Annotated in this window: 17 protein-coding genes and 1 tRNA gene; 3 read left to right on the top strand and 15 right to left on the bottom strand. The window is 69.0% G+C overall.

Going from position 1 to position 19,031, the window contains the following annotated elements:
* Nucleotides 1-223: 223 nt before the first annotated feature.
* Complete coding sequence (metH, locus tag HNQ09_RS03010) at nucleotides 224-3,979, top strand: methionine synthase (protein WP_184025336.1); 3,756 nt, start codon at nucleotides 224-226, stop codon at nucleotides 3,977-3,979.
* Entirely contained in the window at nucleotides 3,976-4,716 is a 741-nt protein-coding gene (locus tag HNQ09_RS03015; RefSeq protein ID WP_184025339.1) for a methylenetetrahydrofolate reductase, read from the top strand. The genes metH and HNQ09_RS03015 overlap by 4 nt, the downstream gene beginning before the upstream one ends.
* Before the next feature lie 71 nt (nucleotides 4,717-4,787).
* On the opposite strand, the gene HNQ09_RS03020 is transcribed toward HNQ09_RS03015, so the two are convergent.
* The 11 genes from HNQ09_RS03020 to HNQ09_RS03070 form a co-directional block, all read right to left on the bottom strand.
* Nucleotides 4,788-6,074, bottom strand: a complete 1,287-nt coding sequence (locus HNQ09_RS03020; RefSeq protein ID WP_184025342.1) for a DUF4139 domain-containing protein — start codon at nucleotides 6,072-6,074, stop codon at nucleotides 4,788-4,790.
* A gap of 128 nt (nucleotides 6,075-6,202) precedes the next feature.
* Complete coding sequence (locus tag HNQ09_RS03025) at nucleotides 6,203-7,246, bottom strand: ABC transporter ATP-binding protein (RefSeq protein WP_246363106.1); 1,044 nt, start codon at nucleotides 7,244-7,246, stop codon at nucleotides 6,203-6,205.
* Complete coding sequence (locus tag HNQ09_RS03030; RefSeq protein WP_184025345.1) at nucleotides 7,243-8,289, bottom strand: ABC transporter ATP-binding protein; 1,047 nt, start codon at nucleotides 8,287-8,289, stop codon at nucleotides 7,243-7,245. Before HNQ09_RS03030 ends, HNQ09_RS03025 begins: the two co-directional genes overlap by 4 nt.
* A gap of 98 nt (nucleotides 8,290-8,387) precedes the next feature.
* Nucleotides 8,388-9,527 carry an ABC transporter permease gene (locus HNQ09_RS03035; protein WP_184025348.1) on the bottom strand — a complete coding sequence of 380 codons (1,140 nt, stop codon included), beginning with the start codon at nucleotides 9,525-9,527 and terminating at the stop codon, nucleotides 8,388-8,390.
* Nucleotides 9,528-9,536: 9 nt separating this feature from the next.
* Complete coding sequence (locus HNQ09_RS03040) at nucleotides 9,537-10,505, bottom strand: ABC transporter permease (protein ID WP_246363107.1); 969 nt, start codon at nucleotides 10,503-10,505, stop codon at nucleotides 9,537-9,539.
* 133 nt (nucleotides 10,506-10,638) lie between these two features.
* Nucleotides 10,639-12,420, bottom strand: a complete 1,782-nt coding sequence (locus HNQ09_RS03045; protein WP_184025354.1) for an ABC transporter substrate-binding protein — start codon at nucleotides 12,418-12,420, stop codon at nucleotides 10,639-10,641.
* A gap of 311 nt (nucleotides 12,421-12,731) precedes the next feature.
* Entirely contained in the window at nucleotides 12,732-12,956 is a 225-nt protein-coding gene (gene secG, locus HNQ09_RS03050; RefSeq protein WP_184025357.1) for a preprotein translocase subunit SecG, read from the bottom strand.
* Nucleotides 12,957-13,019: 63 nt separating this feature from the next.
* A tRNA-Leu gene (locus tag HNQ09_RS03055) sits at nucleotides 13,020-13,102 on the bottom strand.
* 63 nt (nucleotides 13,103-13,165) lie between these two features.
* On the bottom strand, nucleotides 13,166-14,425 hold the full coding sequence (purD, locus tag HNQ09_RS03060; RefSeq protein ID WP_184025359.1) for a phosphoribosylamine--glycine ligase: 1,260 nt from the start codon (nucleotides 14,423-14,425) through the stop codon (nucleotides 13,166-13,168).
* Nucleotides 14,425-15,345 carry an MBL fold metallo-hydrolase gene (locus tag HNQ09_RS03065; RefSeq protein WP_184025362.1) on the bottom strand — a complete coding sequence of 307 codons (921 nt, stop codon included), beginning with the start codon at nucleotides 15,343-15,345 and terminating at the stop codon, nucleotides 14,425-14,427. The genes purD and HNQ09_RS03065 overlap by 1 nt, the downstream gene beginning before the upstream one ends.
* Nucleotides 15,342-15,515, bottom strand: coding sequence for a hypothetical protein (locus HNQ09_RS03070; RefSeq protein WP_184025364.1), 174 nt, complete (start codon nucleotides 15,513-15,515; stop codon nucleotides 15,342-15,344). Before HNQ09_RS03070 ends, HNQ09_RS03065 begins: the two co-directional genes overlap by 4 nt.
* Before the next feature lie 221 nt (nucleotides 15,516-15,736).
* Between HNQ09_RS03070 and HNQ09_RS03075 the strand changes: the two genes are divergently transcribed.
* On the top strand, nucleotides 15,737-16,513 hold the full coding sequence (locus tag HNQ09_RS03075) for a substrate-binding periplasmic protein (RefSeq protein WP_184025366.1): 777 nt from the start codon (nucleotides 15,737-15,739) through the stop codon (nucleotides 16,511-16,513).
* A 76-nt stretch (nucleotides 16,514-16,589) separates the two neighbouring features.
* Here HNQ09_RS03075 and HNQ09_RS03080 read toward each other — a convergent pair whose 3' ends face one another.
* The 4 genes from HNQ09_RS03080 to HNQ09_RS03095 all read right to left on the bottom strand — a co-directional run bounded on the left by HNQ09_RS03080 (nucleotide 16,590) and on the right by HNQ09_RS03095 (nucleotide 18,983).
* Complete coding sequence (locus tag HNQ09_RS03080; protein WP_184025368.1) at nucleotides 16,590-16,931, bottom strand: RNHCP domain-containing protein; 342 nt, start codon at nucleotides 16,929-16,931, stop codon at nucleotides 16,590-16,592.
* Between the two features lie 10 nt (nucleotides 16,932-16,941).
* Entirely contained in the window at nucleotides 16,942-17,376 is a 435-nt protein-coding gene (locus HNQ09_RS03085) for a hypothetical protein (protein ID WP_184025370.1), read from the bottom strand.
* A gap of 117 nt (nucleotides 17,377-17,493) precedes the next feature.
* Complete coding sequence (locus HNQ09_RS03090) at nucleotides 17,494-18,444, bottom strand: hypothetical protein (protein ID WP_343057587.1); 951 nt, start codon at nucleotides 18,442-18,444, stop codon at nucleotides 17,494-17,496.
* Nucleotides 18,441-18,983, bottom strand: a complete 543-nt coding sequence (locus HNQ09_RS03095; protein ID WP_184025372.1) for a gamma carbonic anhydrase family protein — start codon at nucleotides 18,981-18,983, stop codon at nucleotides 18,441-18,443. The genes HNQ09_RS03090 and HNQ09_RS03095 overlap by 4 nt, the downstream gene beginning before the upstream one ends.
* Nucleotides 18,984-19,031: the final 48 nt, after the last annotated feature.

A 19,031-nucleotide genomic window follows, 5' to 3' on the forward strand; every position in this document is an offset into this window, starting at 1 on the left:
TGGCACGGCCATCCAGAGCGCCCGAGGGCTTTTCCCGCCCACGGACGGCGCGGCAACCGGCCCCCATCACGGCAGCGGTGCTCTACGGGAAAGCTCCTGCCACACGCGGCCAACGATGGCGCGGCGGGAGGCGATGGCCCAGAGGCGGCGCAAAAGGCGCATTCGAGGTTTCACGGGCTGTTGAAGAGGGTGAGGGCGGCCCGTTTTTAACTGGGGTGATTTGATGGCGGCAGACACACGCGACATTCGCGCGCACGCGCGGGAACGGATCTTGGTGCTCGACGGCGCCTGGGGCACCATGCTCCAGCGGGCGGGGTTGACGGAAGGGGACTTCCGCCCGGACGGCGCCGACCCGTTGCGGATGTACCGGGGCAACTTCGACCTGCTGCAATTGACTCGGCCCGACGTGATCAAAGACGTTCACCGCGCCTACTTCGAGGCCGGGGCGGACATCGCCAGCACGAACACCTTCAACTCGACGGCGATTTCACAGGCCGACTACGGGACCGAACATCTCGTGCGAGCGATGAACGAGGCGGGTGCCCGCTTAGCCCGCGAGGTCGCCGACGAGTTCACGGCCCGCGACGGTCGCCCCCGCTGGGTCGCCGGGTCGGTCGGTCCCACGAACCGCACGGCCACCCTCTCCCCCGACGTGGAGCGGCCCGAGTTCCGCAACATCACCTTCGACGATCTGGTCGCCGCGTACACCGAGCAGGTGGAGGGGCTGCTGGCGGGCGGCGCCGATCTCCTCCTGATCGAGACCGTCTTCGACACCCTCAATGCGAAGGCGGCCCTTTTCGCCTGCGAGGAGGTGTTCGCCCGCGCCGGGAAAACCTTCCCCATCATGCTGTCGGGAACGATCACGGACGCTTCCGGGCGCACGTTGAGCGGGCAGACGCCGGAAGCCTTCGCCGTCAGCACCGAGCACGCGAACCTTTTCAGCCTGGGGCTGAACTGCGCCCTGGGGGCGGACCTGCTGCGGCCTCACCTACGGGCCATTGCGGCCAATACCGAGGCACTCGTCTCCGTTCACCCCAACGCGGGCCTGCCCAACGCCTTCGGGGAGTACGACGAGACGCCGGGGCACACGGCCTCCGTGCTGCACTCCTTCGCCGAGGAGGGCCTGGTCAACATCGTGGGCGGCTGCTGTGGGACGACGCCGGAACACATCCGCGCCATCGTGAACGCTGTGGCCGGTCTGCCTCCGCGTACCGCCCCCAAGCTCCCGCCCTACCTCCGCCTAAGTGGCCTGGAAGCCTTCACCGTCACGCCCGAAACGAACTTCGTGAACGTGGGCGAGCGGACGAACGTGACGGGCAGCCCCAAGTTTAGCAAGGCCATTCTGGCGGGCGACTACGACGCGGGCCTCAAGATCGCGCGGCAACAAGTCCAGAACGGCGCGCAGCTCGTGGACGTGAACTTCGACGAGGGAATGCTGGACGGCGAGGCGGCGATGGTGAAGTTCGTCAACCTCCTCGCGGGCGAGCCGGACATTTCCCGCGTGCCGCTGATGCTCGATTCCTCCAAGTGGGAGATTCTCGAAGCGGGCCTCAAGCGGGTGCAGGGCAAGGCAGTCGTGAACTCGATCTCGCTCAAAGACGGGGAGGCGAAATTCCTGGAGCGGGCGCGGCTGCTGCGCCGTTACGGGGCCGCCGCCGTCGTCATGGCCTTCGACGAGGAGGGGCAGGCGGACAACCTGGAACGGCGCATCGTCATCACCTCCCGCGCGTACCGACTGCTCACCGAGGAGGCCGGGTTCCCCCCGCAGGACATCATCTTCGACCCCAACGTGCTGACGGTGGCGACGGGGCTGGAGGAGCACGACCGTTACGCGCTGGACTTCATCGAGGCGACGCGCTGGATCAAGGCGAACCTGCCGGGCGCGCTGGTGTCGGGCGGCATTTCCAACGTGTCCTTCTCCTTCCGAGGCAACAACCACGTCCGCGAGGCGATGCACGCTGTCTTCCTGTACCACGCGATCAAAGCGGGCCTCGACATGGGCATCGTCAACGCGGGGATGCTCGCCGTGTACGACGACATCGAGCCGGAGCTGCGCGAGGCGGTGGAGGACGTGATTCTGGCGCGGAGGCCGGACGCGACCGAACGCCTGATTCAGCTTGCCGAAAGCTACAAGGCCGTGAAGCGCGAGGCGACGGCTCAGAGTGCCTGGCGCGAACTTCCGGTCGCCGAGCGGCTGAAACACGCCCTCGTGCAGGGCATCACCGACCATGTGACGGAGGACGCGGAGGAGGCTTACCGCCTGCTCGGCTCCCCCCTGGCCGTGATCGAGGGGCCGCTGATGGACGGCATGAACGTGGTGGGCGACCTCTTCGGCGCCGGGAAGATGTTCCTGCCGCAGGTGGTCAAGTCCGCCCGCGTGATGAAGCGCGCCGTCGCCCACCTGACTCCCTACCTGGAGGCCGAACAGACCGGCAGCAGCGGGAAGGGGAAGGTCCTCCTCGCCACCGTGAAGGGCGACGTTCACGACATCGGCAAGAACATCGTGGGGGTGGTGCTCGCCTGCAACGGGTATCAGGTGACCGACCTCGGCGTGATGGTCAGCACCGAGAAGATTCTGGACGAGGCGAAGCGGTTGGAGGCGGACGTGATTGGCCTCTCCGGCCTGATCACCCCCAGCCTCGACGAGATGGTGAACGTGGCACGCGAGATGACGCGGCGGGGCGTGAAGACACCGCTTCTGATCGGCGGCGCCACGACCAGCCGCGCCCACACGGCGGTCAAGATCGACCCAGCCTACGACGGCACGGTCGTCCACGTGCTCGACGCCAGCCGTGCAGTCGGGGTGGTCGGAGACCTCCTCTCCGATGCTGAAGCTGTGCAGGAGCGCACCCGCGCCGAGTACGAGGCATTGCGCGAACGGCACGGGGAGCGGCAGGTGCGGCTGATCCCGATCAGCGAGGCCCGCGAGCGTGCCCCACGCCTCTCCCCCGCCGCCGTCCTCGCACCGCACGTCCTGGGCCGGACGGTCATCGAGCAGCCCATCGCCGAACTCCTCGACTACATCGACTGGACGCCCTTTTTCATCGCGTGGGAGATGAAGGGCATCTACCCCAACATCCTCACCGACCCCCTGCGCGGCGCGGAGGCACGGAAGCTCTTTGACGACGCACAGGCGCTCCTGAGGCGTGTGGTGGACGAGGGCTTGCTGACGGCGCGCGGCGTGATCGGCCTCTGGCCCGCCCACCGTGAGGGGGACGACATCGTGGTGGAGACGGGGGCGGTGGAGGCGGTCAAAGAGGACACCCTCGACCACCAGACGCACGAGCTGGCGGCGGGTCGCGCTCCCATGCCCCCCGTCACCCGCCTCCACACCCTGCGCCAGCAGCGCGATCAGACGACGCCGAATACCGCACTGGCCGACTTGGTGAGCCTGCGGGGCGACCACATCGGCGCCTTCGCGGTCGCCATCCACGGGGCCGAAGAACTCGCCCGCGCTTTTGAAGCCGAGCACGACGATTACAACGCGATCCTGACCAAAGCGGTGGCCGACCGACTGGCCGAAGCCTTTGCCGAGAAGCTGCACCGCGACGTGCGGACCCGTTACTGGGGCTACGCACCCGGAGAAACGCTGAGCAACGACGACCTGATCCGCGAGCGTTACGACGGCATCCGCCCCGCGCCCGGTTACCCCGCCCAGCCCGACCACACCGAGAAGCGGACCATTTTCGGGCTGCTGAACGCTGAGGAGATCGGCCTCTCGCTCACCGAGTCCTGCGCGATGACGCCCGCCGCCGCCGTCTCCGGCCTGTACTTCGCCCACCCCGAGGCCCGCTACTTCGCTGTGGGCCGCATCGGGCGCGATCAGGTGGAGGACTACGCGGGGCGGAAAGGCTGGACGCTGGAAGAGGCCGAGCGCTGGCTGGGGCCGATCCTGGCGTATGACCCGGCGAAAGTCCCAGCGCTCCCTGCACATCCCGCCGCCCACACCCCACCACCCGCCGCCGGGGTCGGCCCGTGACCCGCGTCTCCATTGAGCTGGTCCCCCGCTCCAGAAGCGGCCTGCGCGCGGAGCTGGAGGTCGTGGCGCAGCACCTCCCCGGCGTGGACACGGTCAATGTGCCCGACCTGTCGCGCTTTTCCACCCGGTCGTGGCAGGGCTGCGCCTTTGCCCGCCCGCGCTACCGGGCGATTCCGCACATCCGGGCGGTGGACCTGAACCCGCAGGCGCCGCTTCCCATGGCCGAGACGCTGGCGGCTTCGGGCATCGACGAGGTGCTGATCATCACCGGCGACGCGCCCGCCGACATGAGCGCGAAGGTGTACGACGTGGACGCGGTGCGGGCCATCCGCCGTTTCCGGCAGGAGTTACCCCACATCCGCGTGTATGCGGGCCTCGATCCCTACCGCCAGAGCTTCGCCCGCGAGCGCGACTACCTGGAGCGCAAGCTGGACGCGGGGGCCTGCGGCTTTTTCACCCAACCCTTCTTCGACCTGCGGCTGATGGACGCTTACGCCGACCTCGTCCCGGCGGGAGTGGAGGTGTGGTGGGGCGCGACCACCGTCACGACCGACGCGACCCTGAACTACTGGCGGGCGCGCAACCACGCCGTCTTTCCCCGCGCCTTTGCGCCGACGCTGGAGTGGAACCGCGCCTTCGCGGCCCAGGCCCTCGCCTTTGCCCGGGGGCGCGGCCAGCACGTCTATTTCATGCCGGTCAAGGCGGACACGCGGGCCTATCTGGAAGGCATCGTGTAGCAGCGTGGCCAGCCCTCGACAAAAAAGGCCCCAGCCGGGAGGCTGAGGCGCTTGCCGACCGGGCACCAGGCTCAGCTGTTGCTGTTGTCCACCACCACCGTGAAGCTCCTCGTCGCCTTGCCGCCCGCAGGCACGTCCACCCGCAGCTCGGCCTGGGCCTGATTCTGCCGGGCAGGCGCGGCGTCGATGATGACGCGGCGGCCTCCCACGATCTCGGTCACCTCGGCGCGCACGGCGCGGTCCTTGCTGCTCTCGAAGGCGTAGGTCACGCGGTAGGTCGTCTTGACCACGTTGCCCTGGGCATTGCGCTCGCTGCTCACGGTCTGCACGGCGCGGGTGTAACGCACGTCCGGGTCGCTGCCCAGGCTGAACTCGATCTCCACGCCCTTCGCGGTTTCGGAAATGGTCGTCTGTCCCACGATGCGCCCTTCCTCGCGCACGGTGATCGCGCCGCCGGGCAGGCGTTCGTCGGCCTTGAGGCGGTAGAAGCGGCTCAGCGTGCCGGAGGTGTTCTGCGGCGTGAAATAGGTGTTCAGGCCCGCGTAACGCTCGAACTGGGTCAGCTTGGGCGCCAGGAAGGGCAACGTCACCACGCTGCTCGCGGGCAGGGTGAAGGGCGTGGAGAGGGCGTAGCGGTAGAGGCCGCGCAGCTCCCCCTGGGGGTTGATCTTGGGGGCGGCGAAATCGGCGGCAGCGGTCGAGGTGACACGCCCCTCCAGAGCTGCCGGTGCGGGCGGCGGACCCCCCTGCACCTCCACGTCCCCGGCGTACAGCTCCGTATTCTTCACGTCATACGCCAGGTCGGTCCCGTTGCGGATGTCGGCCAGGGCCGAAAGCTGCGCGCCCCCCGTGCCCGCCTTCAGGGTGTAGCGCGGCGCCCAGGTCACGGCGCGGGTGAGGTAGGAGAGGGTGGCGGCCCCCGGCTGCGGCAGCGTAAAGGTCAGCGTCTGCACGGGCGAGAGCGGATTCACGGGCGGCGGCACGTCGAAGCTCAGGTCCTCGTAGCGGGCCGTCAGGTAGCGTCCCTGGGCGTCGCGGACCAGCAGGTCGCGGGCGCGAATCAGGGTGACCGGCTGCGCGGCTTCCTCGCCCCGCTTCAGAAAGACCGTCTTGCCCTCCAGCGAGGCCAGCCAGTTGGCCTCCTGGCGCTGCACCGCGCTGGAGAAAGCCAGGCCTTCCAGGTCGAGCGTGCCGGGAATCAGCCCGGCCCAGGCCGCTTCCGGCAGCGTGACGCTGAGGGTGTTGCCGGTCGCGCGCACCGGCTCGCGCACCTCGGAGAACGAGGGGTAGATGCGCAGGTCGGCGGCGGAGGCCGAGCCGAGGGCCGCCACCAGCGCCAGGGTCAGGATTCTGTTCATGAGACCAGCTTGCCCGCCGCCTGCTGACGCCAGATGAGAAGCGGCCGCTCGCCGCAGGCGCCGCCCAGCGAACAGCCCCCGCACGCGGCGAGGGCTGGAGTCTTGCTGGGACGCTCAGGAGGGGGCGTTCAGAGGATGTCGTCGCGGATGCAGGCCTTGAAGTGCCCCGGCGCGACCTCGCGCAGCTCCGGCACGATCTTGGCGCAGTCGTCGATCGCGTAGCGGCATCTCGTCCGGAACACGCAGCCCGAGGGCGGGTTGATCGGGCTGGGAATGTCGCCTTCCAGGATGATGCGCTGGCGCTTGATGGTGGGGTCCGGCACCGGCGCCGCCGAGAGCAGCGCTTCGGTGTAGGGGTGCTTGGGGTTGTTGTTCAGCTCGCGGCTGGTGGCGATCTCCATCACGCGGCCCAGGTACATCACGATGATGCGGTCGCAGATGTACTCGACCACCGCGAGGTCGTGGGCGATGAACAGCACCGTCAGGCCCAGCTCTTCCTGGAGGTCTTGCAGCAGATTCACAACCTGCGCCTGAATGGACACGTCGAGCGCCGAGACCGGCTCGTCCGCCACGATAAAGGAGGGGTCCACCGCGAGCGCGCGCGCGATCCCGATGCGCTGGCGCTGGCCGCCGGAAAACTCGTGGGGGTAGCGGCGCATGTGCTCGGGGCGCAGGCCGACTTTCTGAAGCAGTTCCGCGATGCGGTCCACGCGCCCCTTGCCGGGGTGCAGGTTGTGAATCTGCATCGCCTCCCCGATGATGTCACTGACCGTCATGCGCGGGTTGAGGCTGGCAAAGGGGTCCTGGAAGATGATCTGCATCTCCCGGCGGTAGTCGCGCATCTGGCCCTTGGCAAGCCGGGTGATGTCGGTTCCGTTGAACAGCACCTGCCCGCCGGTCGGCTCGATCAGGCGCAGAATCGCGCGCCCCGCCGTGGTCTTGCCCGACCCCGACTCGCCCACCAGCCCGACCACCTCGCCGCGCCCCAGCTTAAAGGACACGTCGTTGACGGCCTTGACGTTGCCGACCACCCGCGAGAGCAGCCCGCCCCGGATCGGGAAGAACTTTTCCAGATTGTTGACTTCCAGCAGGGTCTCCCCGGTGGGCGGTCCCTCGCGTCTCCCCTGGGTCACCTGGGGAACGGCGCTGACCACCGTCGTGCTGCCCGTCATGCGGTCACCTCCTGCTGCGCCTGCTCGAATTCCTGCCAGCGAATGCAGCGGGCCATATGGCCGCCGCCCGTGTCGAACAGCGGCGGCACGGCCTCACGGCAGGCCTCGACCGCGAACTTGCAGCGCGGCTCGAAGGGGCAGCCGGGCGGCAGGTTCAGCGGGTTGGGCACGTTGCCGGGAATGGCTTCCAGGCGCGCCTTGGGTTCACCGGGCAGGCGAGCGGCGTCTCCGGTGCGGGGAATCGAGTTGAGCAGTCCCATGGTGTAGGGGTGGCGCGGGGCCTTGAAGATTTCCACCACGTCGCCTTCCTCGACCACGCGCCCGCCGTACATCACGACCACGCGGTCGGCCATCTCGGCCACCACGCCGAGGTTGTGGGTGATAAAGAGGATGCTCATGCCGATGTCGCGCTGCAATTTGCGCATCAGGTCCAGAATCTGCGCCTGGATGGTCACGTCGAGCGCGGTGGTCGGCTCGTCGGCGATCAGCAGGGCCGGGTTGCACGAGAGGGCCATGGCGATCATCACGCGCTGGCGCATGCCGCCGGACATCTGGTGCGGGTACTCGTTGACGCGCTTTTCAGGCGCGGGAATGCCCACGAAGCGCAGCATGTCGGTCGCCACGCCCATCGCCTCGCGCTTGTTCTTGCCCTGGTGCAGCATGACGGCCTCGGCGATCTGGTCGCCCACCGTGTACACCGGGTTGAGGCTGGTCATCGGCTCCTGAAAGATCATGGAGATGTCGTTGCCGCGAATCTTGCGCATGGCCGCTTCGGGCAGGTCCACCAGATTCTTCTGAACGCCGTCCTTGCCGGTAAAGAGAATCTCGCCGCCTTCGATCTTGCCCGGCGGCATCGGGATCAGGCGCATGATCGAGAGGCTGGTCACGCTCTTGCCCGAGCCGGACTCGCCCACCACCGCCAGCGTCTCACCCTTGTTGAGGTGAAAGGTCACCCCGTCCACGCTTTTCACCACACCGTCGTCGGTGTTGAAATACGTCTTCAGGCCGTTCACGGCCAGCAGAACTTCACCCTGATGGGTCATCTTTCCTCCATCTGCGACTTATTGCGGAACACGTCAGTCATCATACAGTCCGCGCCGCCCTACGGTATGCCCGGCAGGGACGGCGCGGAGCAAGCCGCTTACTGCCGCTTGCGGGGATCGAAGGCGTCGCGCAGGCCGTCACCGACGAACTGCCACGCGATCACCGCCAGGAAGATGAAGATGCCCGGAATCAGCACCCAGGGGCGGCCGGTGAAGCTCTCGAAGCCGCCGTCTTGCGCCACCCGCAGCAGCGTGCCCCACGAGGAGAACGGCTCGACCAGCCCGATGCCCAGAAACGACAGGCCGCTTTCCAGCAGGATGTACCCCGGAATGATCAGCGACACCGCCACGATGATGTAGCTCAGGCTGTTGGGCAGCATGTGCCGGGCGATGATGCGGCTGTCGTTGGCGCCCAGCGCCTGCGCCGCCTGCACGTAGTCGAGTTCGCGGGTGCTCAGCAGCTGACTGCGGACCGTGCGGGCGATCCCGCCCCAGCCTACGACCGCCAGGATGGCGATGATGAAGTACATCACGACCAGCGGGCTGATGTCCTGCGGAAACAGGGCGCGCAGCGTGATCAGCAAGAACAGTTCCGGGACCGCGACCAGCACCTCGACCAGACGCATGATCAGGGTGTCCACCCAGCCGCGGAAGTACCCCGCCATACCGCCCAGAATCAGGCCCAGGATTACCGAGATGACGGTGGCGATCAAGCCGATGCTGAGGCTGAACTGCCCCCCGTACAGCACCCGGCTGAACTGGTCGCGGCCCAGGTTGTCGGTGCCCCACAGGAAGATGCGCCCGGGTTCGTCCACCCCGAACAGCCGCACATTGCTGGGAATCAGCCCCAGAAGACGGTAGGGCTGTTCGGGACGCTGCACGAAAAAGCGCACCGGGTAGCGCGTGTTGGGGTCTTCCACGTACCGGTCGCGGAACGTCTCCAGATCGACCTCGCGGGTCACGCCGTACACGAAAGGCCGGGTAATCTGGCCTTCCGGCGTCCGGAAGTGGACCCGGGTGGGCGGCGCCCAGGAGATGCGGCCCTCGTCGCTGCGGTACTCGGTGGCGGTGTAGGGCGAGAGGAAAGGCGCCAGCAGCGCCGAGAGGTACAGCAGCCCCAGAATGAACATGCCCCAGCGGGCCAGGGGGTGCTTGCGAAACTGCCGCCAGGCGATCTGGTAGAGCGACTGGGACTGCACGGCGGCGGCGGCGGGAGTGGGGTTCATTGCGGTCGTCATGACAGGGCCTCAGCTAAACCGGATGCGCGGATCGACGGCCGCCAGGAGAATGTCGGACACCATGTTGCCGACGATATACAGCACCGTCGACAGCGCCGTGATGCTGATCACCACGTACAGGTCTTGCGTGGCGAGCGAGTCGAGCAGCAGCGGGGTCACGCCCGGCCACGCGAACACGACCTCGATAAAGCCCGCGCCGCCGATCAGGGCGGGCAGCAAGCCACCCAGGCTCGCCACCAGCGGCAAAGAAGCGTTCCGGAAGGCGTGCTTGTAGGTGATCTTGTTGGCGCCCAGCCCCTTGGCCCGCGCCGTGCGGATATAGTCCTGCCCCATCACTTCCAGCATCTGGCCGCGGATAAAGCGGCTCTCGCCCGCGATGGAGCGCAGCGCCAGCACGATGCTGGGGGCCAGCGCGTACAGAAAGACGTCCCAGGCGTAACGCAGCGGGCTGGGGTCTTGCAGCGCGCCGCTCGACTTGCCGACGATGGGCACGTCCCAGCCGGTGTTCTGCTTGAGGGTGACCATTCCGAAAATCACCAGCAGGCCGAAGAAAAAGGACGGAATGCCCAGCCCGAAGTAGGCGAAGACCGAGATGAGCCGGTCGGCCAGGCTGTAGGGCCGCAGCGCGCCGTACACCCCGATGGCGATGCCCAGGCCGTACGCCAGCACCGTGGAGATCAGCACCAGAATCAGGCTGTTCCACAACCGGGGGGCCGCGAGTTCCCACACCGGCTGGTTGGCCGCGAACGACTCGCCCAGATTGCCCTGCAAGAAGTTGGTCAGCCAGGTCCAGTACTGCACGATGACCGGCTGGTCGAGCCGGTAGATCGAGCGCAGCTGGTCGAGCCGCTCGGCGGTGATGCGCGGGTTCTGGCTCAGCTGGGTCAGGAAGTCGCCCGGCGCAGCCTGCACGATGGCGAACAGCACCACCGTGGAGATCAGGAAGGTGGGAATCAGTTGCAGCAAGCGGCGGATCATGAACGTCAGCAAGGAGTGTTCCTTTCAGAGGGCTGCGCGAGGCCCCGAAGTTCAGGGTCTCGCGCAGCGCATCGAACTCAGAGGAGGCAGGAAGGGGGGTCTTAAGCCTGACGGCGGCCCTGCCCGCAGGTCCTTACCGGTTCAACCAGGTCAGCGCGATGTTGCGCGTCCCGAAGTAGCTGCTGGCCCACAGCGGAGTGGCGATCTTCTTGGGGTACTCGCCCTGCACCTTGCTGTCCCAGGCGTAGTGGGAGTTCTGGCTGAGGATGTAGATCAGGCCCTGGTTCTCGACCTGGAGGCGCTGAATCTGGTTGGCGATGGCGCGGCGCTTCGCCTGGTCGAACTCGGCCGTGCTCTTGTAGAACAAGTTGAGCTGCTGGGTCTCCCAGGGCGCGATGCAGCGGCTGCTCTGGTTGTAGCCGTTCAGGTCGCCGCCGCACTCGAACACGGAGGCCACGCCCACCGGGTTGATGAAGCCGCCGCCGCCCAGGCCGGTGATCGCCGCGTCGAACTGGCGGTTGAGCTTGGCCGCGTCGGACTCGGGGTAGACGACTTCCAGCAGCTGGTTGAAGGGCACGAAGCTGGTCTTGACTTCCACGCCGATCTTCTTGGCCTCATCGGCAAAGATGCGGGCGATCTGCTGACGGCGGGTGTTCTCGCTGTTGGTGTTCAGCGTGAAGCTCAGGCGGTTGCCCTTGGAGTCCACGCGGATGCCGTCGGCGCCGCGGCGGGTAAAGCCCAGCGCGTCGAGCGTCTTGGCGGCGGCGGCGGGGTTGAACTTGTACTTGTCCACGTTCGGCGCGACCCACTCGCTGTACAGCGGGTACACGCTGGTGTAGGCCGCCACACCCAGGCCGCCCAGCACCTGGTCGATGATCTGCTCGCGGTTCACGAGCTGGCTCATCGCCTGGCGGAAGCGGGGGTTGCGGAAGAGCGTCTGCTTGAAAGGAGAGCTGCTCTTGTTCCAGTTGAAGTACAGGAAGTCCACGGCGGCAGCAGGACCCGCGTTGGCCAGCACTTCCACGTTGAGCTTGCCGCCGTTCTTGGCCGCCACGATCTGGGCGAGCTGGTCACGGTTGGTGGGCGCGTGCAGGTCGCTGTTGCCGGCCAGGAAGGTGGCGAGCTGGGCGTTCTGGTCCTTCACGACGGCGTACTGAAGGCCGTCGAGATACGGCAGGGCCTTGCCCGCGCTGTCTTTGTTCCACGCGCCGAACTGGGGGTTCTTGGTCAGGGTCAGGCGCTCGCCGCGGCGGTAGCTCGCCACCTTAAAGGGCCCGCTGACGACCAGCTTGCTGGGGTCGGTGTTGATTTCCCACAGCGCGCGCACGGCCTTGACGCCCGCCGCGCCGCCGTTGCCGAACGCCCGGCCGAAGATGTGGTCGGGAAGGGGGCTGAGGTAGGAGATGGTCTCCAGGTTCTGCACGGTCGCGCGGGGGAAGGTGATGCTCAGCTGGCGGTCACCGAGCTTGCGGAAGGTCACCGGCTTGCCGTTGTCACTCATGTACGAGTAGAGGTTGCTCTCCTCGTCGGCAGCGTAGATCTTGAACGCCGAGATGAAGTCGTCGGCGGTGATCGCCTGGCCGTCACTCCAGCGCAGTTCGGGGCGCAGGGTGAAGGTAAAGGTGCGCTTGTCCGGAGACTGGGTGAAGCTCTGCGCCATGTACCCCTCGTACTCGTAGGTGTAGGGGTCAACCGTGAACAGGCCGCCCGCGTCGGTCAGCTCGGGGATGTTGGGACGGCCCTGAGCCACGAGGGGGTTAAAGGTGTCGAAGTCGCCCGCGACGGTCAGGCGCAGCGTGCCGCCAGTCTTGGCGTCGGTGGCCTTGCTCACCGACTGGTTGGCGGGGTGGACGTAGGGCGCAGCGACGGCAGAACCGGCCGCCAGAGCGAGCGCAACAAACAGGGCTTTCTTCATGGAGTGCCTCCTGAATCGGGGTACGGACGACCTTCCTGGCAGGGCAGCCAGGAGACGGTTCGGGCAGGGCTATTGAGGGATTCCAGCGCGGTCACTATAGGGACAAGGTTTGCCCAAGGTCAAGCACCCAAACCACCCTCTGGGCCGAAAACCGAATAATCAATCACAGCCCATTCACAGATGCGTCAGTTTGAAAGGGCTGGCAGGCGTCTGGCAGCGGCTCCCCGGTGGGGACAGCTGGGACGCCGCCGCAAGTCCATGCACGAAAACGCCGCCCTGCGTGGCAAGGCGGCGCTCGGGGCGGTGGGTGTTCAGCGCGAGACGAAGCTGATCAGCAGGGCCAGCAGCATGAACAGGCCGCCCAGCACGCTGGTGACGCGAATCAGGCCGCCTTCTACCCCACGCCCGCCCAGCAGCGAACCGCCCGAGGCCATGCTGGCCGACAGCCCGGCCTGCTTGGGCACCTGAAGCAGCACGAAAAAGACGAGGCCCACACACACCAGGGCAAAGAGGACGATAAAGAGCGTCAGGATCATGCGAGAAACCTCTGGGCCGAACAGTCCGCAGGAAAAGACCCTGAGGACAGGGCTGAAAACAAGTGGTGCCGAAGGCGGGACTCGAACCCGCACGGTTTCCCGCTCGATTTTGAGTCGAGTGCGTCTACCAATTCCGCCACTCCGGCCTGCTGCGCGCCCCCTCGGGAAAGGAGGGCAACGCGGATGCTAGCGCGCCGGGGGGGCGGGGGTCAAACGCCGGGCGGCGGCGCCTCGGGCCGCGCGCCGATGCGGGCGCCGAGGTCGCGCCGCCGCTGGGCACCGGGAAAGTCCACCCGGTCGGCCAGGGCATGCGCGCGGCCCAGCGCCGCGTTCAGGGTGGGTGCGGTCGCCGTGACGGCCAGCACGCGGCCTCCTGCCGACACGAGTTGCCCGCCCTGCTCGGCGGTGCCCGCGTGGTAGATCGTCGCGCCGGGCAGAGGGGCAGGCAGCCGCAGCGGAATGCCCCGCTGCGGCTCGGCCGGGTAGCCGGGCGCGGCCAGAATCACGACGGCGCTGGCCGAATCCTGGAAGCGCACCGTGGCCGGGTCAAGCTGACCCCGGGCGGCGTCCAGCGCGTGCTGCGCGAGGTCCGACACCAGCAGCGGCAGCACCGCTTCGGCCTCGGGGTCCCCGAAGCGGGCATTGAACTCCACGACGCTCGGCCCCCCCGGCGTGAGCATCAGCCCCGCGTACAGCACCCCGCAAAAGGGCAGACCCTCGGCCCGCAGCCCAGCCAGCGCAGGCTCGATGATCCGGGCGCAGATGCCCGCCAGCTGGGTTTCCTCCAGCGGAAAGGGGCAGACCACGCCCATGCCGCCGGTCATCGGCCCGGTGTCGCCCTCGTGAATCGTCTTGTGGTCCTGGCTGGGCGGGGTCAGGGCGTAGCGCTCGCCGTCGGTCAGGGCCAGCACGCTGACCTCCTGACCGGTCATGAAGGTCTCCAGCACCGCCTGGGCGTCCGGCTGGCCGAAGATGCCGCGCAGCGCCTCTTGGGCTTCCCCGAGGGTGTGCGCGATGGTCACGCCCTTTCCGGCGCGCAGGCCCGCGTCCTTGACGACCACCGGCAGCGGGTGGGTGGCCACGTACGCCAGCGCCTCTCCCAGCGTGGAGAAACTGCGGTGGTCGGCGGTCGGGATGCCGTGGCGCCGCATGAAGGCCTTGCTCCAGGCCTTGTCGCTTTCCAGGCGGGCGGCGGCGCGGGTCGGGCCGAAGGCGGGCACGCCCCGCGCCTGGCAGGCGTCCACCAGCCCGGCGGTCAGGTAGCCTTCCGGGCCGACGATCACCACGTCCACCCCCTCGCGCGCGGCGAGGTCGGCCAGCGAGGCGGGGTCCTGGTCGCTGCTCAGCAGCCGGGCCTGCGCGGCGATGCCGGGGTTGCCGGGCGTACACAGCACCTCGTGGCCCGCACGCTGGCAGGCGTCCACGACGGCGTGTTCGCGGCCCCCACCGCCCACGACCAAGACGCGCATCAGCCGGAATCCCGCGCGGCACTGCTCCGCACGGCGGCCCGCTGCCAGTAACGCGCCAGACCCTGCACGCTCATCCAGGGGGGGCAGGCGAAGCCGTAGCGGTCCGGGAGGTCGGCGCCCTCGGCACGCAGCTCGGTCCACAGCTCGTCCGTGAAACGTCCGGTGACCGCCTCCAGGGCTTCCCCCGCCTCCAGACCGGCCCGTACCCGCTCGGCATCCTGTTCCATGCGGGCGAGCAGGCCGTCCCAGTGCGCCTGCGTCTGCGCGTAACCGCCGAAGTGGGCCAGATGCAGTCGGCGGGCGTCTATCCCGCGCAGGGTCTGCACGCTGCGGCGCCAGGCGGGCAGGTCGATGTCGGGCGGCGGGGTGGGGGCGCGGGGTGTCTGACGGGCGTCCAGCCGGATGCCGCCCACGTCGCCCACGAACAGGTCGTCCCCCACGTGATAGGCGAGGTGATGGACCGCGTGGCCGGGCGTGTAGAGGGGCCGGACCTCCAGGCCACCCAGCCGCAGCGTCTCGTCGCCGCTCAGGACCCGCAGCCGCTCCGGATGGGTGGGCCGCATCTCGCCCCAGAGACGCTCCATCTGGTCGCCGTAGATCTGCCCCGCGCTCGCCATCAGCCGCTCGGGGCGCGAGAGGTGGGCCGCCCCGCGTTCGTGGACATACGCCCGCGCCCGGGGCGAGCGGTCCAGCACCGTGCCGGTGGCCCCCGCGTGGTCGAGGTGAATGTGGGTCAGCAGCACGTGCCGCACGTCGGACAGCGACGCGCCCAGCGCCGTCAGCCCCGCCTCCAGCGCAGGCAGGGTGCTGGCGGGTCCCACGTCCACGACCGCCAGGCCGTCGCCGGTGTCGAGGACGTAGGCCGCGATCACGCCGGGCACTTCCTGAAAGTGCAGGTCGAGCTGCTCCGGCGCGCTCACGCGTTCCCCGTCAGGCGGGCGCCCACCAGCAGCGCCGCCGCCGCGTACTGCACCAGCGCCAGGGTCCGGACCACCCGCACGTTGGCCGCCGTCCGCAGGGGGCCGAGGGTCAGCGCGAGAATCAGGGTCGCGCTCAGCGCGATGAAGACCGCCACCAGCCAGAGAACCATGCCGGGAGTGTAGCAAGGGGGGCGCGGCGTCTTTTCTCCCCTGCCCTCCCCCCCACCCCCCCCGGTGCCGTCAGGATTCTGAAAGTCCCGGCTCCCTAGGCTGCGGCTCAAGTCTTTCCGGCAGCGCGCCGCCTGGTCTCGCGGGGGAACACCCCTGCCCGGTGGCCCGGTTTTCCTGCCTGCGCCCCCTCTCGTCCTCTTGCCTCCAAAGGACCGTCGCCATGACCCGTAGCCGTACCCTGCCTCTCCTGACCGCCACCCTCATTGCCCTGCTGGCCGCGCCGCACGCCGGGGCCAGAACCTTCGCGCAGATCAAGGCCAGCGGCGTGCTGCGGGTGGCGACCCCCGGCGACTTGCCGCCCTTCACCATGCACGAGGCCGGGCGCTTCCGGGGCTACGAACCCGAGCTGCTGGAAGCCGTCGCCGCTGGCCTGGGCGTGCGTGTAGAGTTCCGGATGGCGCCCGCCAGCGACCTGATCAAGCTGCTGCAAGACGACCAGGTGGACGTGGCCATCGGGGGGCTGGGCATCACCAGCACCCGCGAGAACAAGGTGGACTTCACGGTGCCCACGGCCTGCGCGGGCGTCTCGGTGGTGTCTTTCGATCCCAAGCTGCAAAAGCACACCGACCTGGTGGGCAAGACCATCGGCGTGCCCAGCGGGTCGATCATGCACTCCTACGTGCAGAAGCTGCCCTTCGAGAAGAAGGTCAACATCTACCCCAGTACCGGCGACGTGATCTACGCCGTGATCTCCAAGGCGGTGGACGCCACCTTCGCCTACACCGTGATGGCGCCCGCCGCCAAGCGGATGTTCCCCAAGGCCACCTTTTCCTTCGGCCCGGAGCTGTGGAGCGTGCCGCTGGGCATGATGGTGCGCGAGGACAACACCTCGACCCGCGCGGCGCTGAACACGGGCATCACCCGCTACCTCCAGACCAACAGCTACGCTTTCCTGACCGCCAAGCACTTCAGCAAGGACGTGCGCTGCAAGAGCTGATCCGCCGCCGGGCAGAGGGGGCCGGCGCTTTCAGGGAGTCGGCCCCTTCTCTGCCGCCGGGGGGCCGGGGTGGGAATCACACGGGCGGGCGGCGGCTGAGGGCCACCATCACGTCCCAGCTGTCCGGCTGCGCGGGGTCGTCGAGGGCGGCGCGGTTGCGTCCCGCGAACCCGCACTTCAGGCAGCGGTGGACGATCACCCAGCCTTTCTTGCCGCTCTGCTCGAGGCCCACCGGGGCCATCACGCCGCCGCAGTCGCTGGCGCGGTCGCCGGGCTGCACGTCCACGTGGCGCGAGTGCAAGCACGCGGGGCAGTGGTTGCGGACCGAACCGTTGCGCAGGGGCTGCACCTGCGCCCCGCAATGCGCGCAGACAAAGGCGTTGTTGGTTCCCTGAACGGTAAAGCGCCGCGCGCTCATGCCCGGCCCCTCACCCGCCGCGCCCCCGGCGGCCCGCCCAGCGCGCGTCCAGAAAGGCGCGGACGCTCGGCACAGCCACCAGACACATCCCCAGCCCCAGGAAGCCCAGCCCCGCCAGGCTGATCACCCAGCCCTGCCAGTTGCTCACGCCCGCCAGCATGCCGACCACGAACACCAGCAGCCCGGAAAAGACACTGAAGGCCACGGTCAGGCGCCAGGCCCACACGCTGCCGCGCCACACCTGCCCCAGCAGCACGGCGGTCGCGGCGGCGTACAGCACGTTGCGCGCGAGGTTGTCGCTCTGACCGCGCAGCAACCCCCCCAAAAAAGGCGTGGTCGCCAGCATGAACAGCCCCGCCAGCACCGCCAGGGTGGCCGTGCGGCCGGTTCCCGCCAGGGCCGGGTCGAAGGAAGACGGGTCAGGCCCGCGCGCAGGAGGACTCACGGCCGCATTCCAGCACAGCCGGGGGGCGCGGGGCCAGGGCCAGATGTACAGGACCAGATATACAGGGCCGGGCGTTCCCCCGCCGCCGCGCCTGTGCCTGCCGGGGGCGGAGAGGCGCTACTCCCCGCGCACCAGCCCCGTCTGCACGAACTCGCGCAGCAGCGGTTCGAGGTCGTGCAGCGCGAGGTCGCCGCGCACGGCGTACTCGGCGGGCGTCAGCTTTTCCCAGAGGGCGCGCAAAAAACCCAGGCCGACCGGGCCGTAGTGCAGCCGAAAGCCCCGGTGGATGTCGGTGATCGCGTTGAGCGCGTCGCGGCCGCGCAGGGTCAGGGTGTACTGCCCGTGCGCCCACCCCGCCAGGCTGCGCGGCAGGATCAGGGTCTGGGGGCGCAGCGGGGCGGGAAAGGCCCCCTCGTAGGGCAGCGAGGCGTGCATGGTCGCCACGATCTCGCCGCGCGCGTAAAGAATCGCCCCGGTGGGCCGCGCGTGCAGGCCGGTGAAGTCCTCGGTGAGGTTGAATTTCCAGGCCCGGCTGCCTACCCCGCTCAGGGCGTGCGCGCAGGCGGGCGGCAGCGGGTGGGCGCTCAGGACCGCGCCCTGTTCGTAGAGGCCCAGCAGGTCGCCCAGCGCCTGCTCACCCGTCGCGCTGGCCGAGGCCGCCGTCACCACCCGGCCCTCGAACAGCAGCACGACCGCGCTCTGGTCCCCAAGCTGGGCCGAGAGGTAGCCGTACCAGACCTGCTCGTGCAGGTGGCGCAAGAAGGCGTGCAGGTCGCAAAAATGCACGTGCAGCCCGGTGTGGGTCGGCGCCGCGTGCGGCAGGAAACGCGCCAGAAAGGCGGGCGCGCCGGGAAACATCGGGGCGAGTTCGGGAATCAGTTCCTCGCCCGCGTCCCCTGCCGGGTCGGTGCCGGGCAGACCAGCGTTGGGGGGGCCAGGGTTGGGCAGGCCCGCGTCAGGGGAGCCGGAGCCGGGCGGGCCGGGGTCGGGCGGACGGCGCTCGCGGCCCTCCCCGCCGCGGCCTGCCCCTGTCCCCTCGCCGCGCAGGCCGTCGCCGGAGCTGGTCACGGGGCCTCCCCGGCGGGAGCAGGCGGCCCCGGGGGGGGCACCGGCGCCAGCCCCGCGCGGTAGCGGGCCGCCTGCTCCACGTAGCGCCCGGCGTTGCCCGGGGGCGCGGTGGGGCGCACCACCCGCGCAGGCACGCCGACCGCCAGCATCCCGTCGGGAACCTCCTGACCTTCGCGCAGCAGCGCCCCGGCGGCGAGCACGGCGCCCCGGCCCAGGCGCGAGCCGCTGAGCATCACGGCGCCCATACCGACCAGGCTGCCCGCCGCGCAGTGCGCCCCGTGCACGACCGCGCGGTGCCCGACCGTCACGCCGTCCTCCAGGGTGCAGGGGTGCCCCGCGTCGGTGTGCAGCACGGCGCCGTCCTGCACGTTGCAGCGCGTCCCGATCACGATGGCCTCGATGTCGCCGCGCGCGACCACGCCAAACCACACGCTGGCCTGCGCCCCGACCCGCACCTGTCCGGCGAGGTCGGCGCTGGGCGCGAGAAAGGCGGTCGGGTGAACGTCGGGCGAGACTCCGTCGAGGGCGTAGAGCGGCATGGGGCCTCCAGGCACGGCGCGGCGCCGGGCAGGGTGAAGCGGGGCAGG

This window comes from Deinococcus budaensis, assembly GCF_014201885.1.
Classification (GTDB): domain Bacteria; phylum Deinococcota; class Deinococci; order Deinococcales; family Deinococcaceae; genus Deinococcus; species Deinococcus budaensis.